At 38.7% G+C, this 18,859-nt stretch carries 21 protein-coding genes; 7 read left to right on the forward strand and 14 right to left on the reverse strand.

What is annotated here, in order from left to right:
* Nucleotides 1-251 (forward strand): hypothetical protein (locus FC36_RS12475; protein ID WP_235805806.1); only part of this gene is annotated, 251 nt, incomplete at its 5' end.
* Between the two features lie 75 nt (nt 252-326).
* Here the strand turns inward: FC36_RS12475 and FC36_RS05670 are convergent.
* Nucleotides 327-1,322, reverse strand: a complete 996-nt coding sequence (locus tag FC36_RS05670; RefSeq protein WP_056986761.1) for a nucleoid-associated protein — start codon at nt 1,320-1,322, stop codon at nt 327-329.
* Between the two features lie 158 nt (nt 1,323-1,480).
* Between FC36_RS05670 and FC36_RS05675 the strand changes: the two genes are divergently transcribed.
* The 4 genes from FC36_RS05675 (at nt 1,481) to treR (ending at nt 6,073) form a co-directional block, all read left to right on the forward strand.
* Entirely contained in the window at nt 1,481-1,729 is a 249-nt protein-coding gene (locus FC36_RS05675) for a hypothetical protein (protein ID WP_023860392.1), read from the forward strand.
* A gap of 97 nt (nt 1,730-1,826) precedes the next feature.
* A complete protein-coding gene (locus FC36_RS05680) occupies nt 1,827-3,941 on the forward strand; it encodes an AAA family ATPase (RefSeq protein WP_056986762.1) in 2,115 nt (704 codons plus the stop codon).
* A 175-nt stretch (nt 3,942-4,116) separates the two neighbouring features.
* On the forward strand, nt 4,117-5,079 hold the full coding sequence (locus tag FC36_RS05685) for a ribose-phosphate diphosphokinase (RefSeq protein ID WP_023860390.1): 963 nt from the start codon (nt 4,117-4,119) through the stop codon (nt 5,077-5,079).
* A 250-nt stretch (nt 5,080-5,329) separates the two neighbouring features.
* Nucleotides 5,330-6,073, forward strand: a complete 744-nt coding sequence (gene treR / locus FC36_RS05690) for a trehalose operon repressor (protein WP_023860389.1) — start codon at nt 5,330-5,332, stop codon at nt 6,071-6,073.
* Between the two features lie 37 nt (nt 6,074-6,110).
* Here the strand turns inward: treR and FC36_RS05695 are convergent, their stop codons facing one another.
* From FC36_RS05695 to FC36_RS05725, 7 genes are all read right to left on the reverse strand, one after another.
* Nucleotides 6,111-7,184 carry an ABC transporter substrate-binding protein gene (locus tag FC36_RS05695; RefSeq protein ID WP_025020422.1) on the reverse strand — a complete coding sequence of 358 codons (1,074 nt, stop codon included), beginning with the start codon at nt 7,182-7,184 and terminating at the stop codon, nt 6,111-6,113.
* Nucleotides 7,181-7,996, reverse strand: coding sequence for an ABC transporter permease (locus FC36_RS05700; RefSeq protein WP_023860387.1), 816 nt, complete (start codon nt 7,994-7,996; stop codon nt 7,181-7,183). The genes FC36_RS05695 and FC36_RS05700 overlap by 4 nt, the downstream gene beginning before the upstream one ends.
* A complete protein-coding gene (locus FC36_RS05705; RefSeq protein WP_023860386.1) occupies nt 7,986-8,801 on the reverse strand; it encodes an ABC transporter permease in 816 nt (271 codons plus the stop codon). The genes FC36_RS05700 and FC36_RS05705 overlap by 11 nt, the downstream gene beginning before the upstream one ends.
* A 3-nt stretch (nt 8,802-8,804) precedes the next feature.
* Nucleotides 8,805-9,890: an ABC transporter ATP-binding protein gene (locus tag FC36_RS05710; protein WP_025020421.1), complete on the reverse strand. Its 1,086-nt coding sequence runs from the start codon at nt 9,888-9,890 to the stop codon at nt 8,805-8,807.
* Between the two features lie 206 nt (nt 9,891-10,096).
* The gene (locus tag FC36_RS05715) at nt 10,097-10,912 is read right to left on the reverse strand and encodes a hypothetical protein (protein ID WP_025020420.1); all 816 of its coding nucleotides are present in this window, start codon (nt 10,910-10,912) and stop codon (nt 10,097-10,099) included.
* 89 nt (nt 10,913-11,001) lie between these two features.
* Entirely contained in the window at nt 11,002-11,940 is a 939-nt protein-coding gene (locus tag FC36_RS05720; RefSeq protein WP_025020419.1) for a hypothetical protein, read from the reverse strand.
* A gap of 38 nt (nt 11,941-11,978) precedes the next feature.
* A complete protein-coding gene (locus FC36_RS05725) occupies nt 11,979-12,611 on the reverse strand; it encodes a hypothetical protein (protein ID WP_025020418.1) in 633 nt (210 codons plus the stop codon).
* A 402-nt stretch (nt 12,612-13,013) separates the two neighbouring features.
* On the opposite strand from FC36_RS05725, the gene FC36_RS05730 reads away from it, so the two are divergent.
* Nucleotides 13,014-13,475, forward strand: a complete 462-nt coding sequence (locus FC36_RS05730) for a LytTR family DNA-binding domain-containing protein (RefSeq protein WP_025020417.1) — start codon at nt 13,014-13,016, stop codon at nt 13,473-13,475.
* Nucleotides 13,476-13,478: 3 nt separating this feature from the next.
* Nucleotides 13,479-14,159: a LiaF transmembrane domain-containing protein gene (locus FC36_RS05735; protein ID WP_023860380.1), complete on the forward strand. Its 681-nt coding sequence runs from the start codon at nt 13,479-13,481 to the stop codon at nt 14,157-14,159.
* Between the two features lie 181 nt (nt 14,160-14,340).
* Here FC36_RS05735 and FC36_RS05740 read toward each other — a convergent pair whose 3' ends face one another.
* From FC36_RS05740 to rsmG, 6 genes are all read right to left on the reverse strand, one after another.
* A complete protein-coding gene (locus FC36_RS05740) occupies nt 14,341-14,925 on the reverse strand; it encodes a DJ-1 family glyoxalase III (RefSeq protein WP_025020416.1) in 585 nt (194 codons plus the stop codon).
* 92 nt (nt 14,926-15,017) lie between these two features.
* Nucleotides 15,018-15,752: a DUF1129 family protein gene (locus tag FC36_RS05745; RefSeq protein ID WP_023860378.1), complete on the reverse strand. Its 735-nt coding sequence runs from the start codon at nt 15,750-15,752 to the stop codon at nt 15,018-15,020.
* An 11-nt stretch (nt 15,753-15,763) separates the two neighbouring features.
* Complete coding sequence (gene ychF / locus FC36_RS05750; RefSeq protein WP_023860377.1) at nt 15,764-16,864, reverse strand: redox-regulated ATPase YchF; 1,101 nt, start codon at nt 16,862-16,864, stop codon at nt 15,764-15,766.
* Nucleotides 16,865-16,885: 21 nt separating this feature from the next.
* Complete coding sequence (locus FC36_RS05755; RefSeq protein ID WP_025020414.1) at nt 16,886-17,074, reverse strand: DUF951 domain-containing protein; 189 nt, start codon at nt 17,072-17,074, stop codon at nt 16,886-16,888.
* 5 nt (nt 17,075-17,079) lie between these two features.
* Entirely contained in the window at nt 17,080-17,868 is a 789-nt protein-coding gene (locus FC36_RS05760; RefSeq protein ID WP_025020413.1) for a ParB/RepB/Spo0J family partition protein, read from the reverse strand.
* Between the two features lie 17 nt (nt 17,869-17,885).
* Nucleotides 17,886-18,623 carry a 16S rRNA (guanine(527)-N(7))-methyltransferase RsmG gene (gene rsmG, locus FC36_RS05765; protein ID WP_023860374.1) on the reverse strand — a complete coding sequence of 246 codons (738 nt, stop codon included), beginning with the start codon at nt 18,621-18,623 and terminating at the stop codon, nt 17,886-17,888.
* Nucleotides 18,624-18,859 lie beyond the last annotated feature (236 nt).

Consider the following 18,859-nt stretch of genomic DNA (forward strand, 5'->3'; position numbering starts at 1 on the left):
GATTTTCACCTCCTTTAGTACAGTTATATTATAACAAAATATACTCAATTACACAATGTGGGGGCTGTGGCAGAAAACAAAAAAGGATAAATATCTATATGAATGTTGAACTTAATGATAGCTTGAAAATACAAACAATCAAGGAACATTCATCTGTTTCAGAGATATTATCTAAATTAGCTAAAGAATATTTAGAAAAAAACAAAATAGCTCTTACGAGCTATCGAGTGGAGCTTATATCCCCCCACTAAAGTAGGGGGATTTACGCTCCTTTTTCATTAAAAATCCTCAGTTCACTTCGGAACCGAGGATTTTTCCTTTTTCGATTAAAATGAGTTCTTGATGGAGTCAATATTGCGTAAGACTACTTCTAAGGAACCGTCTTCTTGGTTAATAAATTCAATCACGTCTTTATTCTTCAATAATTCTACTGGCACCGTAATTTCAATACCATTATCTAGTTTTAATTTTTGTTTTTGATACTTTTTTTCAAAAATAGGCGCATTGGCTGTTACATCAACTTGTTTGGCCATCTCTTTTTTATCTAATTCTGCTAAAAATTCCTGCTTAGCTGTGTAATTTTCTTTAAAAACTGCTTGGGCTAGGGCTTCATTATTAATCTGCCCTTCATTGCCAATTCCTTCGTAAACTACTGTTTGGGCTTCCGCTGCCACTTCATAAGCCGGCAGGTCATATTTCTCAGCCACACTCTTAAGGGCTTTTTTTACAGCATTAATTTCATCACTAGTCTTAACTTGTTTTTCTTTAACCTCAAGTACATTTTCTTGGAAAGACCAATTACCTTGAACGTCCTTGTATTTGCGGTCACGTACGAAACAAGTTTTTTGGTCTTTGATAATAATTCCTGTGTTCAAAGCCTGGGTAGGTGCGGGTAAAATAGCCTCATTCTTTTGAATTTTATTAACCACTTGATTATTATCATCATAATCCACCAAGTGCGTGTACTTAACAGAATAGTCTAATTTTAACATCCCCACATAATTAGCACCCATTTGGTCGACAGCTTCGATAAATAGCATATCTCCTGTTGGAACTTCCTGCCAACCCGCTAAACTCTCAAAGACGTGCTGAGTTAATTGCTCTGCCCTCATTAAAAAGTTATCTTCATCTGAAGCTAAATATAAAGCTGGTTCACTTTGTTCTACCCCAAAAGTAATGCATTCACTTTTAAGAAATTTTTCCACAATTTTTTGTACGTATTCTTGCACCAAATGTTCACGCAAAGGTAACTCTTTTTGCGAAAAAACTGCACTATTGATATTTTTATCCATAATGTTAATGACAGCATGTGTAATCTCCATAATAAATTCCTTTCAAATTTGATTCGTGATTCTATTTTACTGGATTTTCGCTATAAAGGCGAATTTAATCCACCGCCAAAATTTTTTCAAAAATCATCATTTTACACTTGTGATATATCACAAATGTGGTATAATATAAATTGTAAGAGGTGAGAATGATGAAAATCGATATCAAAACCTACTTAGCTGACCAAGATTTAACTATCTATCAGGTTGCTAAAATTTCAGGTTATGGTTACACCACTTTACACAAGTCCTTCAATAAACCGCAAAGCAATGCCACTTCGCTGAATTTACGTGATTTGGATGCATTGGCTAAGGCTCGCCATCAAGCTATGTGGCAAGTCTTAAAGGAACTTGAAGAACAGTATCTGCAACTCGAGGCGGGTAACCAGCTAAATAAGTAAGACAGTCCGTATTTGTTTGTTAGTCACTAACCTTCATTTAGGGGCTTTTTAGCACCCGTCATACCACGAAAACTAATAATTCTAGGAGGCATTTATTATGGCTTACACTAACGATCCTTTTAACAACATGGATGACATCTTCAACCACTTAATGGGCAACATAAACGGCATCAACTCTGAACGACGTTATTTAATTAACGGTCGTCAAGTTACTCCGGAAGAATTCCAAGAGTTCAGACGTACCGGAAATTTACCTACCCAAGAGACCAGTCAAGAAGGTAAAACAAATGCTATCAAAACTGATGGAATCTTAGCTAAATTAGGGCGCAACTTAACCCAAGAAGCACGTGAAAACAAGCTTGACCCAGTTATTGGTCGCAATCAAGAAATTCAAGAAACTGCCGAAATTTTGGCGCGACGCACTAAGAATAATCCCGTTTTAGTCGGTGACGCTGGGGTCGGTAAGACGGCCGTCGTCGAAGGGTTAGCCCAAGCGATTGTTCACGGTGATGTCCCCGCTGCCATCAAGAATAAGGAAATTATTGCCATTGACATTTCCAATCTTGAAGCTGGTACTCAGTATCGGGGTTCCTTTGAAGAAAATATTCAAAACTTAGTTAAAGAAGTTAAGAATGCTGGCAATATTATTCTCTTCTTCGACGAAATTCACCAAATTCTAGGCGCCGGAGGTATGGGCGGTGATAATGGTTCTAAAGGTTTATCTGACATTTTAAAACCCGCCCTTTCTCGAGGAGAAATCACTTTAATTGGGGCCACAACCCAAGACGAATATCGTAACACCATCATGAAAGATGGCGCTTTAGCCCGGCGATTCAATCAAGTAACCGTTAACGCTCCAAGTGCGGAAGATACTTTCAAGATTCTCCAAGGAATTCGTGACCTTTACCAACAACACCACAATGTTGTTTTAAATGACGATGTTTTAAAGGCCGCGGTGGATTATTCCATCCAATTTATTCCCCAAAGAAGCTTGCCTGACAAAGCAATTGACTTAATTGACATGACGGCCGCACACCTAGCTGCTAAGCACCCTGTCACTGATGTTAAAGCTTTGGAAGAAGAAATCGCCCAACTCAAAGTTCAACAAAACGATTTAGCTCAAAAAGAAGACTATCAGGGAGCAGCAGAAGTCAAAACTAAGATTATCAACCTTCAAGCACAAATCGACAATAATCAAGATCAAAGTAAGGTTGTCGCTACACCTGAAGATGTGGCCCAAGCCGTCGAAAGACTAACCGGGATTCCTGTTTCTAAATTGGGAGCTAGTGACATCCAAAGACTCAAGGATATGGGCAAACGTCTAGCTGGCAAGGTTATTGGCCAAGACGAAGCCGTCCAAGCAGTAAGTCGTGCTATTCGCCGTAATCGGGCTGGCTTTGATGAAGGTAACCGTCCAATCGGTTCCTTCCTCTTTGTGGGACCCACCGGAGTCGGTAAAACCGAATTAGCTAAGCAATTAGCCTTGGATATGTTTGGTAACAAAAATAACATTATCCGCTTAGACATGTCCGAATACAGTGATTTAACCGCCGTTTCTAAATTAATTGGGACCACCGCAGGTTACGTCGGCTACGATGACAATGCTAACACTTTAACAGAAAAAGTAAGACGTAATCCTTACTCCATTGTCTTGTTGGATGAAATTGAAAAGGCTAACCCTCAAGTCTTAACCTTGTTACTGCAAGTTTTAGATGATGGCCACTTGACTGATGGGCAAGGCAACCAAGTCAACTTCAAAAACACCGTGATCATTGCCACTTCTAATGCTGGTTTTGGTAATGAGTCCTTGAACGGTGACCCACATGATCAAGCCTTAATGGACCGACTAGCCCCCTACTTCCGTCCTGAATTCCTCAACCGCTTCAATGCGATTGTTGAATTCTCCCACCTAAGTAAAGCAGACCTCAAGCAAATCGTTGACCTCATGATTAGCGATGTTAACCAAACCTTAGCCAAGAAAGGCCTAGATTTAGTTGTAACTGACGAAGCTAAGGATTTCTTGATTGAAGAAGGTTACGATGAAGCCATGGGAGCACGCCCTCTACGGCGGGTTATTGAGGCTCAAATTCGTGACCAGGTTACTGACTTTTACTTGGACCACTTAAACGTTCAACACCTCAAGGCTGAAATGCAAGCCGGTAAATTAGTCATTGTCGAAAATCCGCAAGCAACAAATCATCATGCTGCCTAAAGCAAGTTATTCTGTCCCGCTGTTCATGATAACAGCGGGATTTTTTATGCTAAAACCGAACATTTTACTGCTTGGCAAAACTTTTTAGTCTCTTATCTTGAATTTTACCTGGGAAATTGACTATAATTAAAGTTGTAATAACGCACTTACTTTTTATTCTTAGAGGAGCCGTAAAATGCAAGAAAATAACGGAATTAAATTATTTGCGCTTAATTCTAACCAAGAATTGGCCCAAAAAATTGCTGCTGAAATGGGCGTCCCTTTATGTGACGCCTCAGTTAAACACTTTAGTGATGGAGAAATTCAGATTAACATCAACGAGAGTGTGCGGGGAAATGACGTTTTTATCATTCAATCAATCAGTGATCCAGTTAATGAAAATTTGATGGAATTAATGATTATGATGGATGCTTTACGCCGAGCCAGTGCTGGTTCAATTAACGCTATTGTACCTTACTTTGGTTACGCACGCGCCGATCGGAAAGCACGTTCTCGGGAACCTATCACTGCCAAGTTGGTTTCAAACTTCATTCAATTGGCTGGTGCTGACCGAGTAATTACTCTCGACCTTCACGCTGGTCAATTACAAGGGTTCTTCAATATTCCAGTAGATCACTTAAAGGCTATCTATCTTTTAGCTGACTACTTCTTGGGTAAGAAAATCGATGAAGATGTCGTTGTAGTTGCTCCTGATCACACTGGAGTTAAGATGGCCCGTAATTTAGCACAATTCCTCAAGGCTCCAATTGCCATTGTCGACAAGCGTGACTCTAGTCGTCTCTTAAATCCCGAAAACACCATGGTGATTGGGGATGTAGCTGGTCACAAATGTATTGTCTTCGATGATATGATTGATACTGGTGGTAAGATGGCTGACGCTGCCATGGCACTAAAAAACGCTGGGGCTACCGATGTCTACGCTTGTGCCACCCATGCCATCTTTTCAGCCAATGCAGTAGAAGAATTAAAGGCTTCTCCATATAAGGAAGTTATTGTTACAGATACGATTGAAATTCCTGATTACAAACGTTTTGATAACTTAACTGTGCTTTCAACTGCCCCACTCTTCGCTAAAGCGATAGATTTAATTTACAACCACCAGTCAGTTGACTCACTTTTTCCTAAATATGCCGATTAAAAAATTACTCTAAAGTTTGAAAAAACACTAGAAATTATTGCTTTTAAGCATAATTTCTAGTGTTTTTTTATGATTATCATTTTTAAATTCATCGAAAAATCATGTTTCCTTGCCTCTTTTTAATATTTAGACTTGTCTACCATTTAGACTTAAAAGGCGACTATCGCAAGCCCTAGTCCAAGAAAAACTTGTATGCTTATTTTTTTTTGCTATAATAAAATTAAAACTTACGTAATAAGGGGTTAAAAATATGGCGACTCTATCCAAACAAGAAATTATCGCACAAGATATCGTGCAAAAAATTAAATTCAAACAATATAATCCTGGTGATTACTTACCTTCTGAACACCGACTATGTGAACTTTATGGTACTTCACGAGAAACAGTTCGGAAAGCCCTAGCTCAGTTAACTTCTCTAGGACTTATCCAGAAAATCCGTGGTAAAGGTTCTCTAGTCCTAGACATGCAAGACTTTACTTTTCCTATCTCTGGGATAGTCGATTTCAAGAAACGTGACCAATCTTTGGGGCACAAAGGTAGCATTGAAGTCTTAAATTTAGAATCACGGATTATTCCAGACGATTTTTCAGGTCATCCCCTTGAAGAAGCTGGTAACTCTGCTTACTGGACTGAATACTTACGTTACAAAGACGATGTTCCTGCCGTTTTAAACCAAGAATTTCTTTTCAAGACCTTCGTGCCAGAAATTAAAACCGAAGATGTTTCTAACCTATACAAGTATTTGGAAGAAAAACTTGAATTAGTAATTTCCTATTCAACCCGTGAAATTACGGTCGAAAAAGCCCCGGCAGACGTCTGCAAAATCTTAGAATTAACAGAAGGCGACTACGTAGCTGTTATTCGTAGTATGTCTTACTTAGACAATACGAGTCTCTTCCAATTAACCACTTCTTACCAACGCCCTGATAAATTTAAATTTATCGACTTTGATCGTCGGAAAAATGCTGCACGTAGCAAAAAGAATGCTGAATAAACTAAAAAAGACAGGCAATTGATGTCTGTCTTTTTGCTTACTTGCGATACATCTTTAATTCTAAGAAGTAATCATTGTATTTTTCAACCCAGCTGGGACCTAAATCTTTATAAACTTCCATCTTGCTTAAAGCTTGCTTAGTTGGATAAAATTGCTTATTAGCAGTTACTGATTTAGGCAGTAACTTTAAAGCTCCAGTATTAGGAGTTGAATAACCCACATACTCCGCATTAGCAGCTGCATTTTCCGGTTCTAACATAAAGTTAATAAAGGCATAGGCACCTTTTTTATTTTGAGCACTTTTGGGAATCGCCAGATTGTCAAACCACAAATTGGTGCCTTCTTTTGGTAAGACATAGTGAAGATGATCATTTCTATCTAGCATATCCACCGCCTCACCAGAATACGTTACCGCCACATTGGCCTCACCGTTAGCCATATACATTTTAATTTCATCAGCGACAATAGCTTTGGCGTTAGGCATCAGCAACTTCAACTTCTCATAGGCTTGATGAAGATGGTAACCGTTGGTGCTATTTAACGAATAACCTAAACTCGTCAAACCAATCCCCATAAATTCTCGGGCACCATCAATAAACATGATTTGCCCGCGGAATTTTTGGTTCCATAGCTGATTCCATGATTGAAAATCACTAGCTTGGTAGACCTGATCGTTATAGACAATCCCTAAGGTTCCCCAGAAATAAGGAACCGTATACTTATTTTGTGGATCAAAACTTTGATTCAAGTAAGAACTACTGATATATTTCAGGTTTGGTAACTGCCGATGATCCAAAGTTGACAACAAATGAGCTTTTTTCATTTTTTGAATCATGTATTCACTGGGCACGACAACATCATAGTTCGTACCTCCTTGTTGTAACTTGGTGTACATAGCTTCGTTAGAATCAAAAGTTTCATAATTCACCTTGTAACCCGTTTGTTTTTCAAACTTGGTAATTAACTTGGGATCAATATAATCCCCCCAATTATAAATATTTAAAACCTTAGCATTTTGATTGCCACTGGTCTTATTAAGTTGATAAACACCTAGCCATAGAATACCGATCAAAGCAACAATTCCTATTATTAAGGTCCGTAAACGTTTCATAGCTTACTTCCCCCCTTCTTAGTTTGTCGGTCTTTACTAATGAAGTAGTAACCCACCACTAATAACAAGGCAAATAGGAAAACTAAGGTACTCAAAGCATTAATCTCTAAACTAACTCCCTGCCGCGCCCGCGAGTAAATTTCCACAGCTAAAGTTGTAAAGCCGTTCCCCGTCACAAAGAAGGTCACTGCAAAATCATCTAGAGAATAAGTGAACGCCATAAAATAGCCGGCGATAATTCCAGGCGTTAAATACGGTAGTACAATTTGGGTTAAAGTTTGCCAATTATTGGCCCCTAAATCATAGGCCGCCCAAACTAAAGAATCATTCATTTCTTGTAAACGTGGTAAGACCATTAGCACAACAATTGGAATTGAAAAGGCCACATGGGATAATAACACTGTCAGAAAGCCTAATCTAATACCACCGATTAGTGAGCCTAAAGCCGTAAACAAAATTAAGAAACTTGCCCCAATCATCACATCCGGTGACACCATAAGCACATTATTTAAGGAAAGTAGTAGATTCTTACTTCGACTATGCTTTAGGTAAGAATAGTACAACGTGCCAAAGACTCCGATAAGTGTTGCCAGGAGTGCAGATAAAAAGGCCAATAAAAAAGTTTCGAGCAAGATAATAATTAAGCGCGTATCTTCAAATAGCTCCGCAAAGTGGACCCAAGAAAAGCCACTAAACTTTCCCATATCTTCCCCTTGGTTAAAGGCATAGAATATTAAGTAAAAGATTGGTAAATATAAACTCACAAATACTAAGGTTAAGTAGACTTTCGACCATAAGCCCTTATTCTTCATTCTTTGGCCCCCCTTTTTTTCTTTCTCCAGTTAGCAACATGACTAGCACCATGGCAAGGATTAAAATTACGCCAATGGTAGCACCCATACCCCAATTTTGAGTCACCAAGAAGTGTTCTTCAATCGCTGTTCCCAAAGTAATCACCCGATTTCCTCCAATTAAACGGGTCAGCATAAAGAGTGATAAGGATGGGATAAAGACAGACTGTACTCCACTACGCACCCCACCTAAAGACAAGGGAAAAATTACCTTCCAAAAAGTTTGGAATTTATTGGCTCCCAAATCTTGAGCTGCTGCAATAAAGGAATCATTTAATTCTTCTAGGGCATTAAAAATCGGCAGGACCATAAAAGGAATTTGAATATAAGTAGCTACTACGATAAAACTCACATCCGTAAAAAGGATTTGTTTGGGGGCAATCCCAAAGAAAGCTAAAAAATTATTCAAACCGCCATGAATACCAAAAATACCAATAAAAGCGTAGGCTTTTAAAAGTAAATTAATCCAAGTGGGTAAAATGATTAACAGCAACCATAATTGTTTGTGTTTGAGTTTAGTCAAAAAATAGGCTGTCGGATAAGAAATTATTAAGGTTACTATCGTAATTAAAAAGGCATACCAGACCGAATTGAAGGTCATCAGTAGATACTTCAATGAGCCAAAATAATTGGCATAGTTAGCTAATGTAAAATGACCAGCGGTATCTAAAAAAGAATACCCAAAAACCAAAGCCAAAGGTGCAATCACAAATAGCCCTAGCCATAAAAAATAAGGGATTGCAAAAAATGTCTGCATTTTCTTCATGGGCTAATCCTCATAACTTTCAAGCCGCGCATCGAAATCCGCTTCTGACTCGTTGAAGCGCATAACATGAATATCCTCGGGCTCAAAATTCAAACCATAAGTTTTTCCTGGCACGGCTTTACGCGTCGAATGCACCATCCATTCATTACCATCCTGATCCTGACAAATGATTTCATAGTGAACTCCTCGGAAGAGTTGTGTTTGTACCTGAACGGTTATTTTCCCTGCTTCCACCATCGTTAACGTTAAATCTTCCGGACGTAAAACAACTTCCACTGCTTCATTAGGGCGCATCCCCCCATCCACACAGGCAAAATTGTGTCCAGCAAAGTGCACCAGCTCATCGCGCACCATTGTAGCTTTAACAATGTTACTTTCTCCAATAAAGTCAGCCACATAATGGTTGATTGGTTCATCATAAATATCAACCGGACTACCACTTTGAACAATATTACCGTTATTTAGGACAAAAATTTCATCACTCATGGCTAAAGCTTCTTCTTGGTCATGAGTCACAAAAATAAAAGTAATCCCGAGTTTTCTTTGAAGATTCCGCAACTCGTATTGCATTTCCGTGCGTAACTTATGATCCAGAGCCGAGAGCGGTTCATCCAAGAGTAAAATTTTGGGCTCATTCGCTAAGGCGCGCGCAATCGCTACTCGCTGTCTTTGTCCCCCAGACATCTCATTAATTCCACGCTTTTCAAAGCCAGCTAAACGAACCATCTGTAAAGCTTCCTTGACTTTGGCATCAATTTGATCAGCTGGTAATTTCTTAATTTTCAATCCAAAAGCCACATTTTCATAAACATTCATGTGTGGGAATAAGGCATAATCCTGGAAAACCGTATTAACCTGACGCTTATTGGCCGGAATATGATTAACCTTTTGCCCTTGAAAATAGACATCTCCTTTGGTTGGCTCTGAAAAACCTGCGATTATCCGTAAAATGGTTGTTTTGCCACATCCAGAAGGTCCTAGTAAGGTATAAAATTTACCCTCCTCGATATCAAAACTCACATTCTTTAAAACTGGCTGTCCGTCATAATTTTTGACAACATTCTGAAATGAAATAATTGGCTGTTTCAAAATCTAACCCCCTCGTTTAAAAGCCGTCAGCGTGCGACTTTTCTCCGATTTTATTTATTTTGTCATTATTGACTACCAAATAATTTTACACATTTTTCTTATAATATGCTAGCAAAATCTCCATTACTATAGTTGTTAGTTTAAATTACGTTGCTACTTAAATTTAAGCCAAAAAAGCCTCGAATCACAAGACTCAAGGCTTAAAATTATTCACTTTGACTTTGCGCACTAGCTTGGCTTTCCGCTTTGGCTTGGGCTTCTGGATTGGTTAAAGCTTGTATCATAGCTAAACCAGACTTGTAGCTCGTGGTTTCTAAAGTGTAAACCACCTTGCCATCATACCATTTGATTTGACTTCCATCATTGTCAAAGCGTAAAACCCCTTTGCCATCAATAGATGGTAAACCATTTTTTGCCACATTAGTAGCTACCTTATTTGCTTTTTTAGTAGTACTATTACCAGCACCAATAACGATACTCTCCCACTTTGCACCAAAATTCCACCGTAAAGTTTGTCCGCCAGCAGCTTTAGTAATTACCGCTGGTTGGTTGTTTTTTAAGTATTGGATTTTGCTACCTAATTTTTTAGTATCAATTGTTTTAAAGCTCACTGCTGCTTTAGCTTTATCGACACTATCGTAAGTTTTCTTAGTTAAAGTAGCATACGTTTTAGCCCCCTTTAACTTATCAGTGTTAAAGTTTTGCATTTCTTTGGACTTGCTATAATAAACTTTAAAATTATTTTGGTCTCCTTCATAGCGTATATTGATTTTTTGCTTTTCGCCTTTAAAACCAACCACTTGAGGGTAGATATCATAACCTAAATTATGACGTAATAGGTAGTTAAACTGGCCCAAACGTTCCCGATTAGTCTTCCCCGAGATTCGAACTTCTCCACTGTAATCAACTGATTCTTGCGCGGCTTCAGTATTAGCATTACTTTCATCGTCAGCTTTAATCACACTCGTCGTCAAAGTTAAAGTGGCTAAAGCGGTAACCGCCATCCCCATCCATTTTTTCATACTCCAAAAAACTCCCTTATTTTTCTTTTTCCACTTTAGTATAGCATTTTTTAAAAAAAAGACCTACGCTTTCACGCAGGTCATAAGAATTATTTAACACTCATCGCAGCTTGACTGGCTTGAGCTAGGCTATCAGCTGTCACATGGTAAACTTTGCTACCTTCTTGCCAAGATAATTTAGCACCATTCGCCATGTAATCTACTACCCCAAGACTAGTTTGAGGCTTAGTTACATTAGCAACAGCTTGAATTTTTTCAGCTACATTAGCGTCGCTACCATCAACCACACTGGTGTGCACATTAGCATACCAGTTGCCAGTTTGCCAACTGTAGTAACGTTGGCCTGCTCCGGCATCAACACTGACTGTTTGACCAGCAATATTTTCTACAGGCAGACCAGTCGTATCAATCACATTAGCCTGAAGATTAGCTTGAGCTTCACTGGCACTACCGTAAGTCGTCACACTCAAAGAAACCAAAGGTACAAAATTAGGATCTGCATTTAATTCTGTAGCAACACTGCCTAAGCCGTAAGTCACAGAGTAATCATTGCGGTCACCATTGATACTTGCATTTAAGATGCGGCCACTTGGTACGTCTATATTACGAATCAAAGGTATATCGCCATAAATTTGACTAATAGCTAAATTATTTTGACTCAAACGATCCTGAGCTAGCGTTTCAGCTGGCTTAGGTGCTTGTACCTGACTACTTACAGCTGGTCCTTGAGCAACACTACTTGAAGAAGCTGTCTTAGCATTCGTATTAGTGTTTACCTGACTTGAGCTTATCTGACTGGAATTTGCCTGACTTGAACTTACTTGACTAGAAACTTGATTGCTAGTTTCTTTAGATTTTTCCTTTTGACTACTGTTCTTACTTACTTTGGAGCTCGAACTCTTTTTTACTTCGCTAATTGTAAATTCGGAACTTTGCTTGTCCGTAGTCACTTTATTAGCAACCATTGTTCCGGCTGCTAAGGTGGCTAAAATTCCACCAGTTACAGCAATTTTTTCCCAAAGTCTCATGATAATCACCCCTTAAGGTCAACTTTAACTCCATCACTTTATTGGAGTGGTGTTAATTGTCCATTTTCAACGGTGTAAGTAGCAATCACTGGATCAACAGCAGAATCAACATTCATTCCAGCTGCTGCCATCTTAGTGTGATTTTCTCTTACTTGAATTAAGTTACCATCCTGGGTAACTAATAACATTTCTTCACTGATACCGCTTTCTTTCGTAGTTTGGCTAAGTGCTTGGTCCACATAGCTGTCTTCACTCTTAGCTTGCGGAGCCACTGGAGCAGACATCGCCACTGAAGAAGTAGTTTCTTGTGAAACGGCTGAAGCAGCTTGAGAAGTTGCTTGACTAGAAGCCACTGGCGCTTGCACCTGTGCATTAGCTACGCTAGTGTTACTTTGAGGGCTTACTACTTGACTAGAACTAGCTGGGCTCTCAACGCGACTTACGGCACTTGAATTTTGATTACTTTGCACTTTAACTTCAGCATCTTTAATACTTTCCTTAGCACTGCTCTTCTTAGCTAATCTGTGACTACTACTTGAGCTTACCACCAGGCTACTTGGAGTAGCTTGCATGTCACTACTTTGGTGATGGCTTTCAAGACTTGCAGTTGCCCCAGCGCCTAAAACCAACATCCCTGCTACCGTTGCACCAATCTTTGTCCATAGTCTCATAATAAATCCCTCCTAAAAATTTATTTTTTCAATCACTTACGGTTGTTATCAACCTTTCCACACTTTAATATTACAATATTGTAACAAAAAAATCAAGTTGCTATTTCTTAAGATTTAATTTTAAAAAAATTTATCTGTGCACACGCTTACTTTATTGTTTTATAAGGAGTTTATTTTTATATAAAAATATTACAAATATTACAATAACTAATTTATACTACTGTGTAATTTGTGTTAAGAGCCTAAATTTTATTCAAAGAACAGATTTCCCCGTTACAAACTTATTAAGAAAGTTTTTGCTAAAAAAAGACCGCTTAGATACTAAAAATTACCACTTAGCATTTGAGACTTTTCTTTTTAAAACTAATTAGATACTATTAATCATGTGGGGAGGGAAGAGCAATGAAAAAAGTTAGCATTCAAATAGACCAAGAGTTAACTGAAGATGAAATCCTTGTTAGAATAAACGATGCTAAACTAGACTTTGATGCCTTGCAAAAGGTGATTAAAAAAGAACTACAAAGGCAAACTAAAGGACAAAAATTGCGTTTCCTCCAAGGTGAACGTCAGATATTCCCGAAAATTTCTGAAATTATCTTTTTCCAGACTCAAGAAGGAAAAGTCCACGCTCATAGTACAACCGAAGAAGCAGAAGTTAACTTGAAACTATATGAGCTCGAAGAAATATTGCCAGAAAATTTCCTACGTATTTCCAAGTCAGGAATTGTTAACGTTGATAAAATTTATGCCTTATCGCGAAGTTTAACTGGAAATTTACTAGAGTTTCGTCATAGTCAAAAAAGCATCTATGTTTCACGCCGGTATTTACGCATGTTAGAAGAATTGATGGAAAAGAGGTTTTAATCTATGAAAAACAAAAATATTATTGGTGGAATTGGCTTCATTTTAATTGCTTTAGCTCTCTTATTAGGAGATATTAACCTTTTTCCTAATTTAAAACTCAATTTGTGGGAACTATTAGCTAGTCTGCTATTAGTTATGGGACTCTTAGCTAGAGAATATTGGGTTGGTATTAGTGGTTTAGCTTGGTTGGGTTATTTAATACAAAAAGACTATCATTTTTATGAAATTACACCAACTACTATCTTCGTTGTCATTATGTTATTAGGAATTGGTTTTAGCATGATTTTTCGAAATACCGAAAGTTCATTCAAATTCAGCAAAGAAAAGGTAAAAATGAGTCATCACGGTCGTTCTGAAGATTATGCCAACTTATTTTCTTCGACAACTCACTATCTTGATGACCAAATCAATGATCTCGACATTGCCAATTTCTTCGGAACTTCTAAATACTATTTTGATACCCAAACACGTGACCAAGCCATTACTGTCGATTGCGTTAATCTTTTTGGAACTACCTTATTTTATGTTCCTGAAAATTGGAATATTCGTGGTAATATGATTTCAATTTTTGGTTCAGATAATGTTATTGCTAACGAACCAGCTACTAAGAATGGACCAATCCTCCAAATCAACGGTGCTAATTTTTTTGGCTCTGTTCGAGTAATTCTATTAACTGAACACTAAGAAAAAAAGATACCTGAAAAAATTTTATAAATCAAAAGTCTTGAGAAATTATGTTCTAAAAGCATTGATTTCTTAAGGCTTTTACTATTATTATTTTCCCACCCCTTTTTGCACATTTATGATTTGTGATTAACATACGGTGCAAAATGAAAAGAAGATGACCAATGCCATCTTCTTCACTCTAATCATTAATGTGTGCTTGTAAGAAGGTATACAGCATTCCTTCTTCTAGACTTTGGGTTTCAATTCCAAGCACTTGTGCAATTTGATAAGCGTAAGCCAAAGCTGTCGCCGGGCCTCTACTAGTTATCACCTTTTGTTTTTGATCCACAATCACTAATTGATCATCATGGAAACGTGCTTCTTTGACTTGATTAGCCACTTCTTGATCAATTTCAGGATAAGCTGTGTAGTCCGTATCATCCAACAAACCATTTTTCGCTAAGGCTTTGGGACCGGCACACATCGCCGCATTCCATTTTCCAGCTTGGTGACGTTGCTTTAATAAATCACCTAATAGTTCACTATCGCGTAGGTAATCCGCCCCAGGCAACCCCCCAGGTAAAACAACCATATCGTAATCTAAGAGACTCGCATCTAAAAGTCTATCTGCTTTAAATTTAATTTGGTGACTCCCTGTTATTTCTTGACCGCTTAGTCCTACAATATCAACCTCTTGACCCAATCGACGCAAAACATCTACTGGGGTCAATGCTTCGATTTCTTCACAACCATTTGCACATACGACTGCGATTTTCTTTGCCATTCTAAAACCTTCTTTCTTTTTTTCTATTATACAATGATTTACCGAAAAAAAAGCAAAAAGCCTGCTTCAAACTGAAACAGACTTCTTTAAATCTAGAATGTTACCCGCTTAAAACCAAGTTTCTGCTTGAGGTAGTAACGAACCCCGAAACCAATAATAGCTAAAATGGTGTAAGCAATCGGACTTAAAGTACGGTTAAATTCTGTTGGAACTAACATGACTAAGTAGTAAGCCACTAACCACACGATAATCAAAGCTCCGGTGGCCCCAAACATCTTCAACCACTTGTGCTTAGATGCTGCCATCTTTTCTGGTGATAAAGCCGTGTAGAAGTAAGCCAAACCAGTCCCGGCCACTACGGAAGTTACCAATAACGTTAACCAACCATTAGCTTGAGTATTGATACTCTTTTGGTCGAAGAAACCTAACAGAGCGTACATTACACAGAATAAAATCAACATAATCAAACCATTATCTAGTGCTGTCATCCAGAATGGTTGGGGCTTGTTGGCTTCAGCTTTAGCGGGAGCTTCTACTAATTCTTTGACTTTTTCAGTCACGGGTCCGTAAAGCTTATTGGCTACGACCCCGTTTTTTTGTTTTTCTTTTAGTTCAGCCGTCATTTCTGCCACAATTTCTGCTTGACGTTCACTAGGCAAATCCGTCTTAGCCAAAGCTTTTTGGAAGTGGAACATGTAGTCGGCATTCTTGTTAGTTAATTCACTGGTTTTAGCTTGCTTTTGAACAGTATATTGAGCCACTTCTTCTTTGCGAACTTCAGCTTGTTTTTGACCGGCAGCTTCATTTCTTGGTTTCTTATCTTCCATCACAATCGCTCCTATACGTTAAATCTAAATTCAATAATGTCACCATCTTGAACTTCATAGTCCTTACCTTCAAGACGTAAGCGTCCGGCTTCACGCACGGCTTGGATGCTACCATATTTATCCAAATCATCAAAGGACATGGTTTCGGCCCGGATGAAACCACGTTCGAAATCAGAGTGGATAACCCCCGCAACTTGTGGGGCCTTCATACCTTGCTTAAAAGTCCAAGCTCGCGTTTCTTTACCACCAGCCGTGAAGAAAGTTGCTAAACCTAATAACTTGTAAGAAGCCCGGATCAAGCGGTCTAAACCTGACTCTTCTACACCCAAGTCTTCCAAGAAGAATTGGCGTTCTTCATCATCTAATTCGGCAATTTCTTCTTCTGTCCGTGCAGAAATGGCTAAAGCTTGAGCACCTTCACTTTCAGCAAATTGCTTTACTTCCTGGTAGTACTTACTTTGTTCTGGGTTAGCCATATCGTCTTCGGAAATATTAGCTACATATAAAACTGGTTTGGAAGTTAATAAGAATAAACCTTTAACAATCTTAGTTTCTTCCGGAGTAAATTCAATAGAGCGAACCGATTTACCAGCTTCTAGAACGGGCTTAATTTTTTCCAATACATTAAATTCAGCAACTGCAGCCTTATCCTTAGTCCGCGCCACCTTCTTAACCCGTTCGTAACGCTTGTTTACCGAGTCTAAGTCGGCCAAGATTAATTCCAAGTTGATGGTATCAATATCTTCTAAAGGCGCCACCTTGTTAGCCACGTGGGTAATATTTTCATCATCAAAGGACCGTACCACGTGTACAATTGCATCTACTTGACGAATATTTTCCAGGAACTTGTTTCCTAAACCTTCCCCCTTGCTTGCACCCTTCACAATTCCAGCAATATCCGTAAATTCAAAAGTGGTGTGAACTAATTTTTTAGCCGGGATTAATTCATCAATCCGTGCTAACCGCTTATCAGGAACTTCTACCATCCCTACATTTGGTTCAATAGTCGCAAAGGGGTAATTAGCCATTTCGGCCCCTGCCTTGGTAATTGCGTTAAATAATGTTGATTTACCTACGTTAGGTAAGCCAACAATTCCAGCTGTTAATGCCATAATCTTCTTCCTTTTCTTTGTTTAATTTTCTGCTTTTTCAAGTACTTTCTTAATCCGCTTATTAAAATCCCGCCGGGGCATCATCAAAATACGGTCACAACCAGTACACTTAATCTTGATATCCATCCCCATCCGAATAATTTGCCAGCGATTGGTCCCACAAGGGTGAGGCTTCTTAGTTTCAATAATATCATGTAAATCGTAATCCATCTTGCTTACCTTCCTTCCAATAATTCTAATAAACGATTAAAATCAGCGACTGAAGCATAACTAATTTCTATTTTACCACCCTTTTTTTGTGGTATTAGTTTAACTTTCGTCCCTAATTTTTCTTCTAAAATCCGTACCGCCTCTGCTTGATAAGAATCAGTCTTTGAATTTGATTGTGCTTTTGTCTTTTTGACATCTGGTGGCATTTTAACTACTTGGTCAATTTGCTTAACAGTCAACCCACGATTGACAATTTCTTGGGCCAAGTGATCAATTTTTTGAGCATCACTAACCTTTAATAAAGTTCGCGCCTGTGCATAAGATAACTTACCCTCATGCAAAAGTCGCTTGGTTTTAGACGGTAACCCCAAAAGTCGTAAGTAGTTGGCAATATAGGGCCGAGATTTCCCTAATTTTTGCGCCAATTGCTCTTGGGTTAAATTCAAACGCTCAATTAATTCTTGATAGGACTGGGCTTCTTCTAAAGGACTAAGGTTTTCGCGTTGTAAATTTTCCAAGATAGCGACTTCCATCATCTCTTGATCATCCATAGAGCGAATAATGGCCGGAATAGTCGTTTTACCCGCTAATTCACTAGCTCGTAACCTTCTTTCCCCAGCAATTAATTCATAACCAAAAATTTGGGACTTGCGCACTAAAATAGGTTGAAAAACCCCATTTTGGGCAATAGACTGAGCTAATTCCTCCAATGCTTCAGAACTAAAAACTTTGCGGGGTTGATAAGGGTTAGGACGGATATCTTCAAGTGCCAGTTTATGGACTTCTTCGGACATAGTCAACTCCCCCTCATTCACTTGCTAACTTCACCTAAAGGTTGCTTAGCCGGCGTACCAGCCTTGCGTGGGTACTTCTTAGGAGTAACAGCGACCTTGTCAATGACCACGATATGCCTTTCATCCCCCGTTTCAGGTAAGGTTGATTCAAAGTCGGCACTGACCTTCCCTCCTAAGGTTTTAATAGCCACTTGGGCATTATCCATTTCTTCTTGGGTCTTTTGGGCCTTTAAAGCAATGAAACGACCATTAGGCTTGACTAAAGGCAAGCACAATTCACTTAAAACAGACATCCGCGCCACGGCCCGCGCCGTTACGACATCGAAACTTTCCCGGAATTCAGATCGCTTACCGGCGAATTCTTCAGCACGAGCGTGATAGAAAGTCACCCCATCCAAACCTAACTTAGCTGCTAATTCCTTTAAGAAATTAATCCGCTTGTTCAAAGAGTCCACAATCGTAACTTCTAAATTGGGATAAGCAATTTTCATAGGAATAGAAGGAAAGCCCGCACCAGCGCCCACATCACACAAAGTTAATTTTTCTGTCTGTAAATCTTTAATTGTTAAGGCCGGTAATAAAGAGTCGTAGAAGTGTTTTAGGTATACATCGTTTTCAGCAGTAATTGCCGTTAAGTTTAAATTTTTGTTGGTTTCGACTAAAAACTCAAAATATTGGGCAAATTGCTCCATTTGGTGGTCGCTCAGCTCCAAACCTTGAGCAGCTAAAACCTGACGAAACTGTTCTGGTGTCATTTTTTATCCTCGATTATCATTCATTTTCAACATTTTCTCTGCCATAGCAGATTTTTACAATCATTTATAGTTTACGGGAAATAGCCGGGAATTACAAGGCCAGCAACTCTATCATACTTAGGTTTTTCCTTGATTTTTACCACAAAAATGCTACAATAAAAGTGAAGATAAGGAAAACGTTTCCTTATCCTATAATCTCCCCTAAAGTCACTTCCACAAAAAGAGCCGGGCGGACC

Source organism: Ligilactobacillus equi DSM 15833 = JCM 10991 (genome assembly GCF_001435735.1).
Classification (GTDB): Bacteria; Bacillota; Bacilli; order Lactobacillales; family Lactobacillaceae; genus Ligilactobacillus; species Ligilactobacillus equi.

Coding starts and splice junctions, on each gene's coding strand:
- FC36_RS05670 (WP_056986761.1), bottom strand. CDS start 1,322: ATGGAGATTACACATGCTGTCATTAACATTATGGATAAAAATATCAAT.
- FC36_RS05675 (WP_023860392.1), top strand. CDS start 1,481: ATGAAAATCGATATCAAAACCTACTTAGCTGACCAAGATTTAACTATC.
- FC36_RS05680 (WP_056986762.1), top strand. CDS start 1,827: ATGGCTTACACTAACGATCCTTTTAACAACATGGATGACATCTTCAAC.
- FC36_RS05685 (WP_023860390.1), top strand. CDS start 4,117: ATGCAAGAAAATAACGGAATTAAATTATTTGCGCTTAATTCTAACCAA.
- treR (WP_023860389.1), top strand. CDS start 5,330: ATGGCGACTCTATCCAAACAAGAAATTATCGCACAAGATATCGTGCAA.
- FC36_RS05695 (WP_025020422.1), bottom strand. CDS start 7,184: ATGAAACGTTTACGGACCTTAATAATAGGAATTGTTGCTTTGATCGGT.
- FC36_RS05700 (WP_023860387.1), bottom strand. CDS start 7,996: ATGAAGAATAAGGGCTTATGGTCGAAAGTCTACTTAACCTTAGTATTT.
- FC36_RS05705 (WP_023860386.1), bottom strand. CDS start 8,801: ATGAAGAAAATGCAGACATTTTTTGCAATCCCTTATTTTTTATGGCTA.
- FC36_RS05715 (WP_025020420.1), bottom strand. CDS start 10,912: ATGAAAAAATGGATGGGGATGGCGGTTACCGCTTTAGCCACTTTAACT.
- FC36_RS05720 (WP_025020419.1), bottom strand. CDS start 11,940: ATGAGACTTTGGGAAAAAATTGCTGTAACTGGTGGAATTTTAGCCACC.
- FC36_RS05725 (WP_025020418.1), bottom strand. CDS start 12,611: ATGAGACTATGGACAAAGATTGGTGCAACGGTAGCAGGGATGTTGGTT.
- FC36_RS05730 (WP_025020417.1), top strand. CDS start 13,014: ATGAAAAAAGTTAGCATTCAAATAGACCAAGAGTTAACTGAAGATGAA.
- FC36_RS05735 (WP_023860380.1), top strand. CDS start 13,479: ATGAAAAACAAAAATATTATTGGTGGAATTGGCTTCATTTTAATTGCT.
- FC36_RS05740 (WP_025020416.1), bottom strand. CDS start 14,925: ATGGCAAAGAAAATCGCAGTCGTATGTGCAAATGGTTGTGAAGAAATC.
- FC36_RS05745 (WP_023860378.1), bottom strand. CDS start 15,752: ATGGAAGATAAGAAACCAAGAAATGAAGCTGCCGGTCAAAAACAAGCT.
- ychF (WP_023860377.1), bottom strand. CDS start 16,864: ATGGCATTAACAGCTGGAATTGTTGGCTTACCTAACGTAGGTAAATCA.
- FC36_RS05755 (WP_025020414.1), bottom strand. CDS start 17,074: ATGGATTACGATTTACATGATATTATTGAAACTAAGAAGCCTCACCCT.
- FC36_RS05760 (WP_025020413.1), bottom strand. CDS start 17,868: ATGTCCGAAGAAGTCCATAAACTGGCACTTGAAGATATCCGTCCTAAC.
- rsmG (WP_023860374.1), bottom strand. CDS start 18,623: ATGACACCAGAACAGTTTCGTCAGGTTTTAGCTGCTCAAGGTTTGGAG.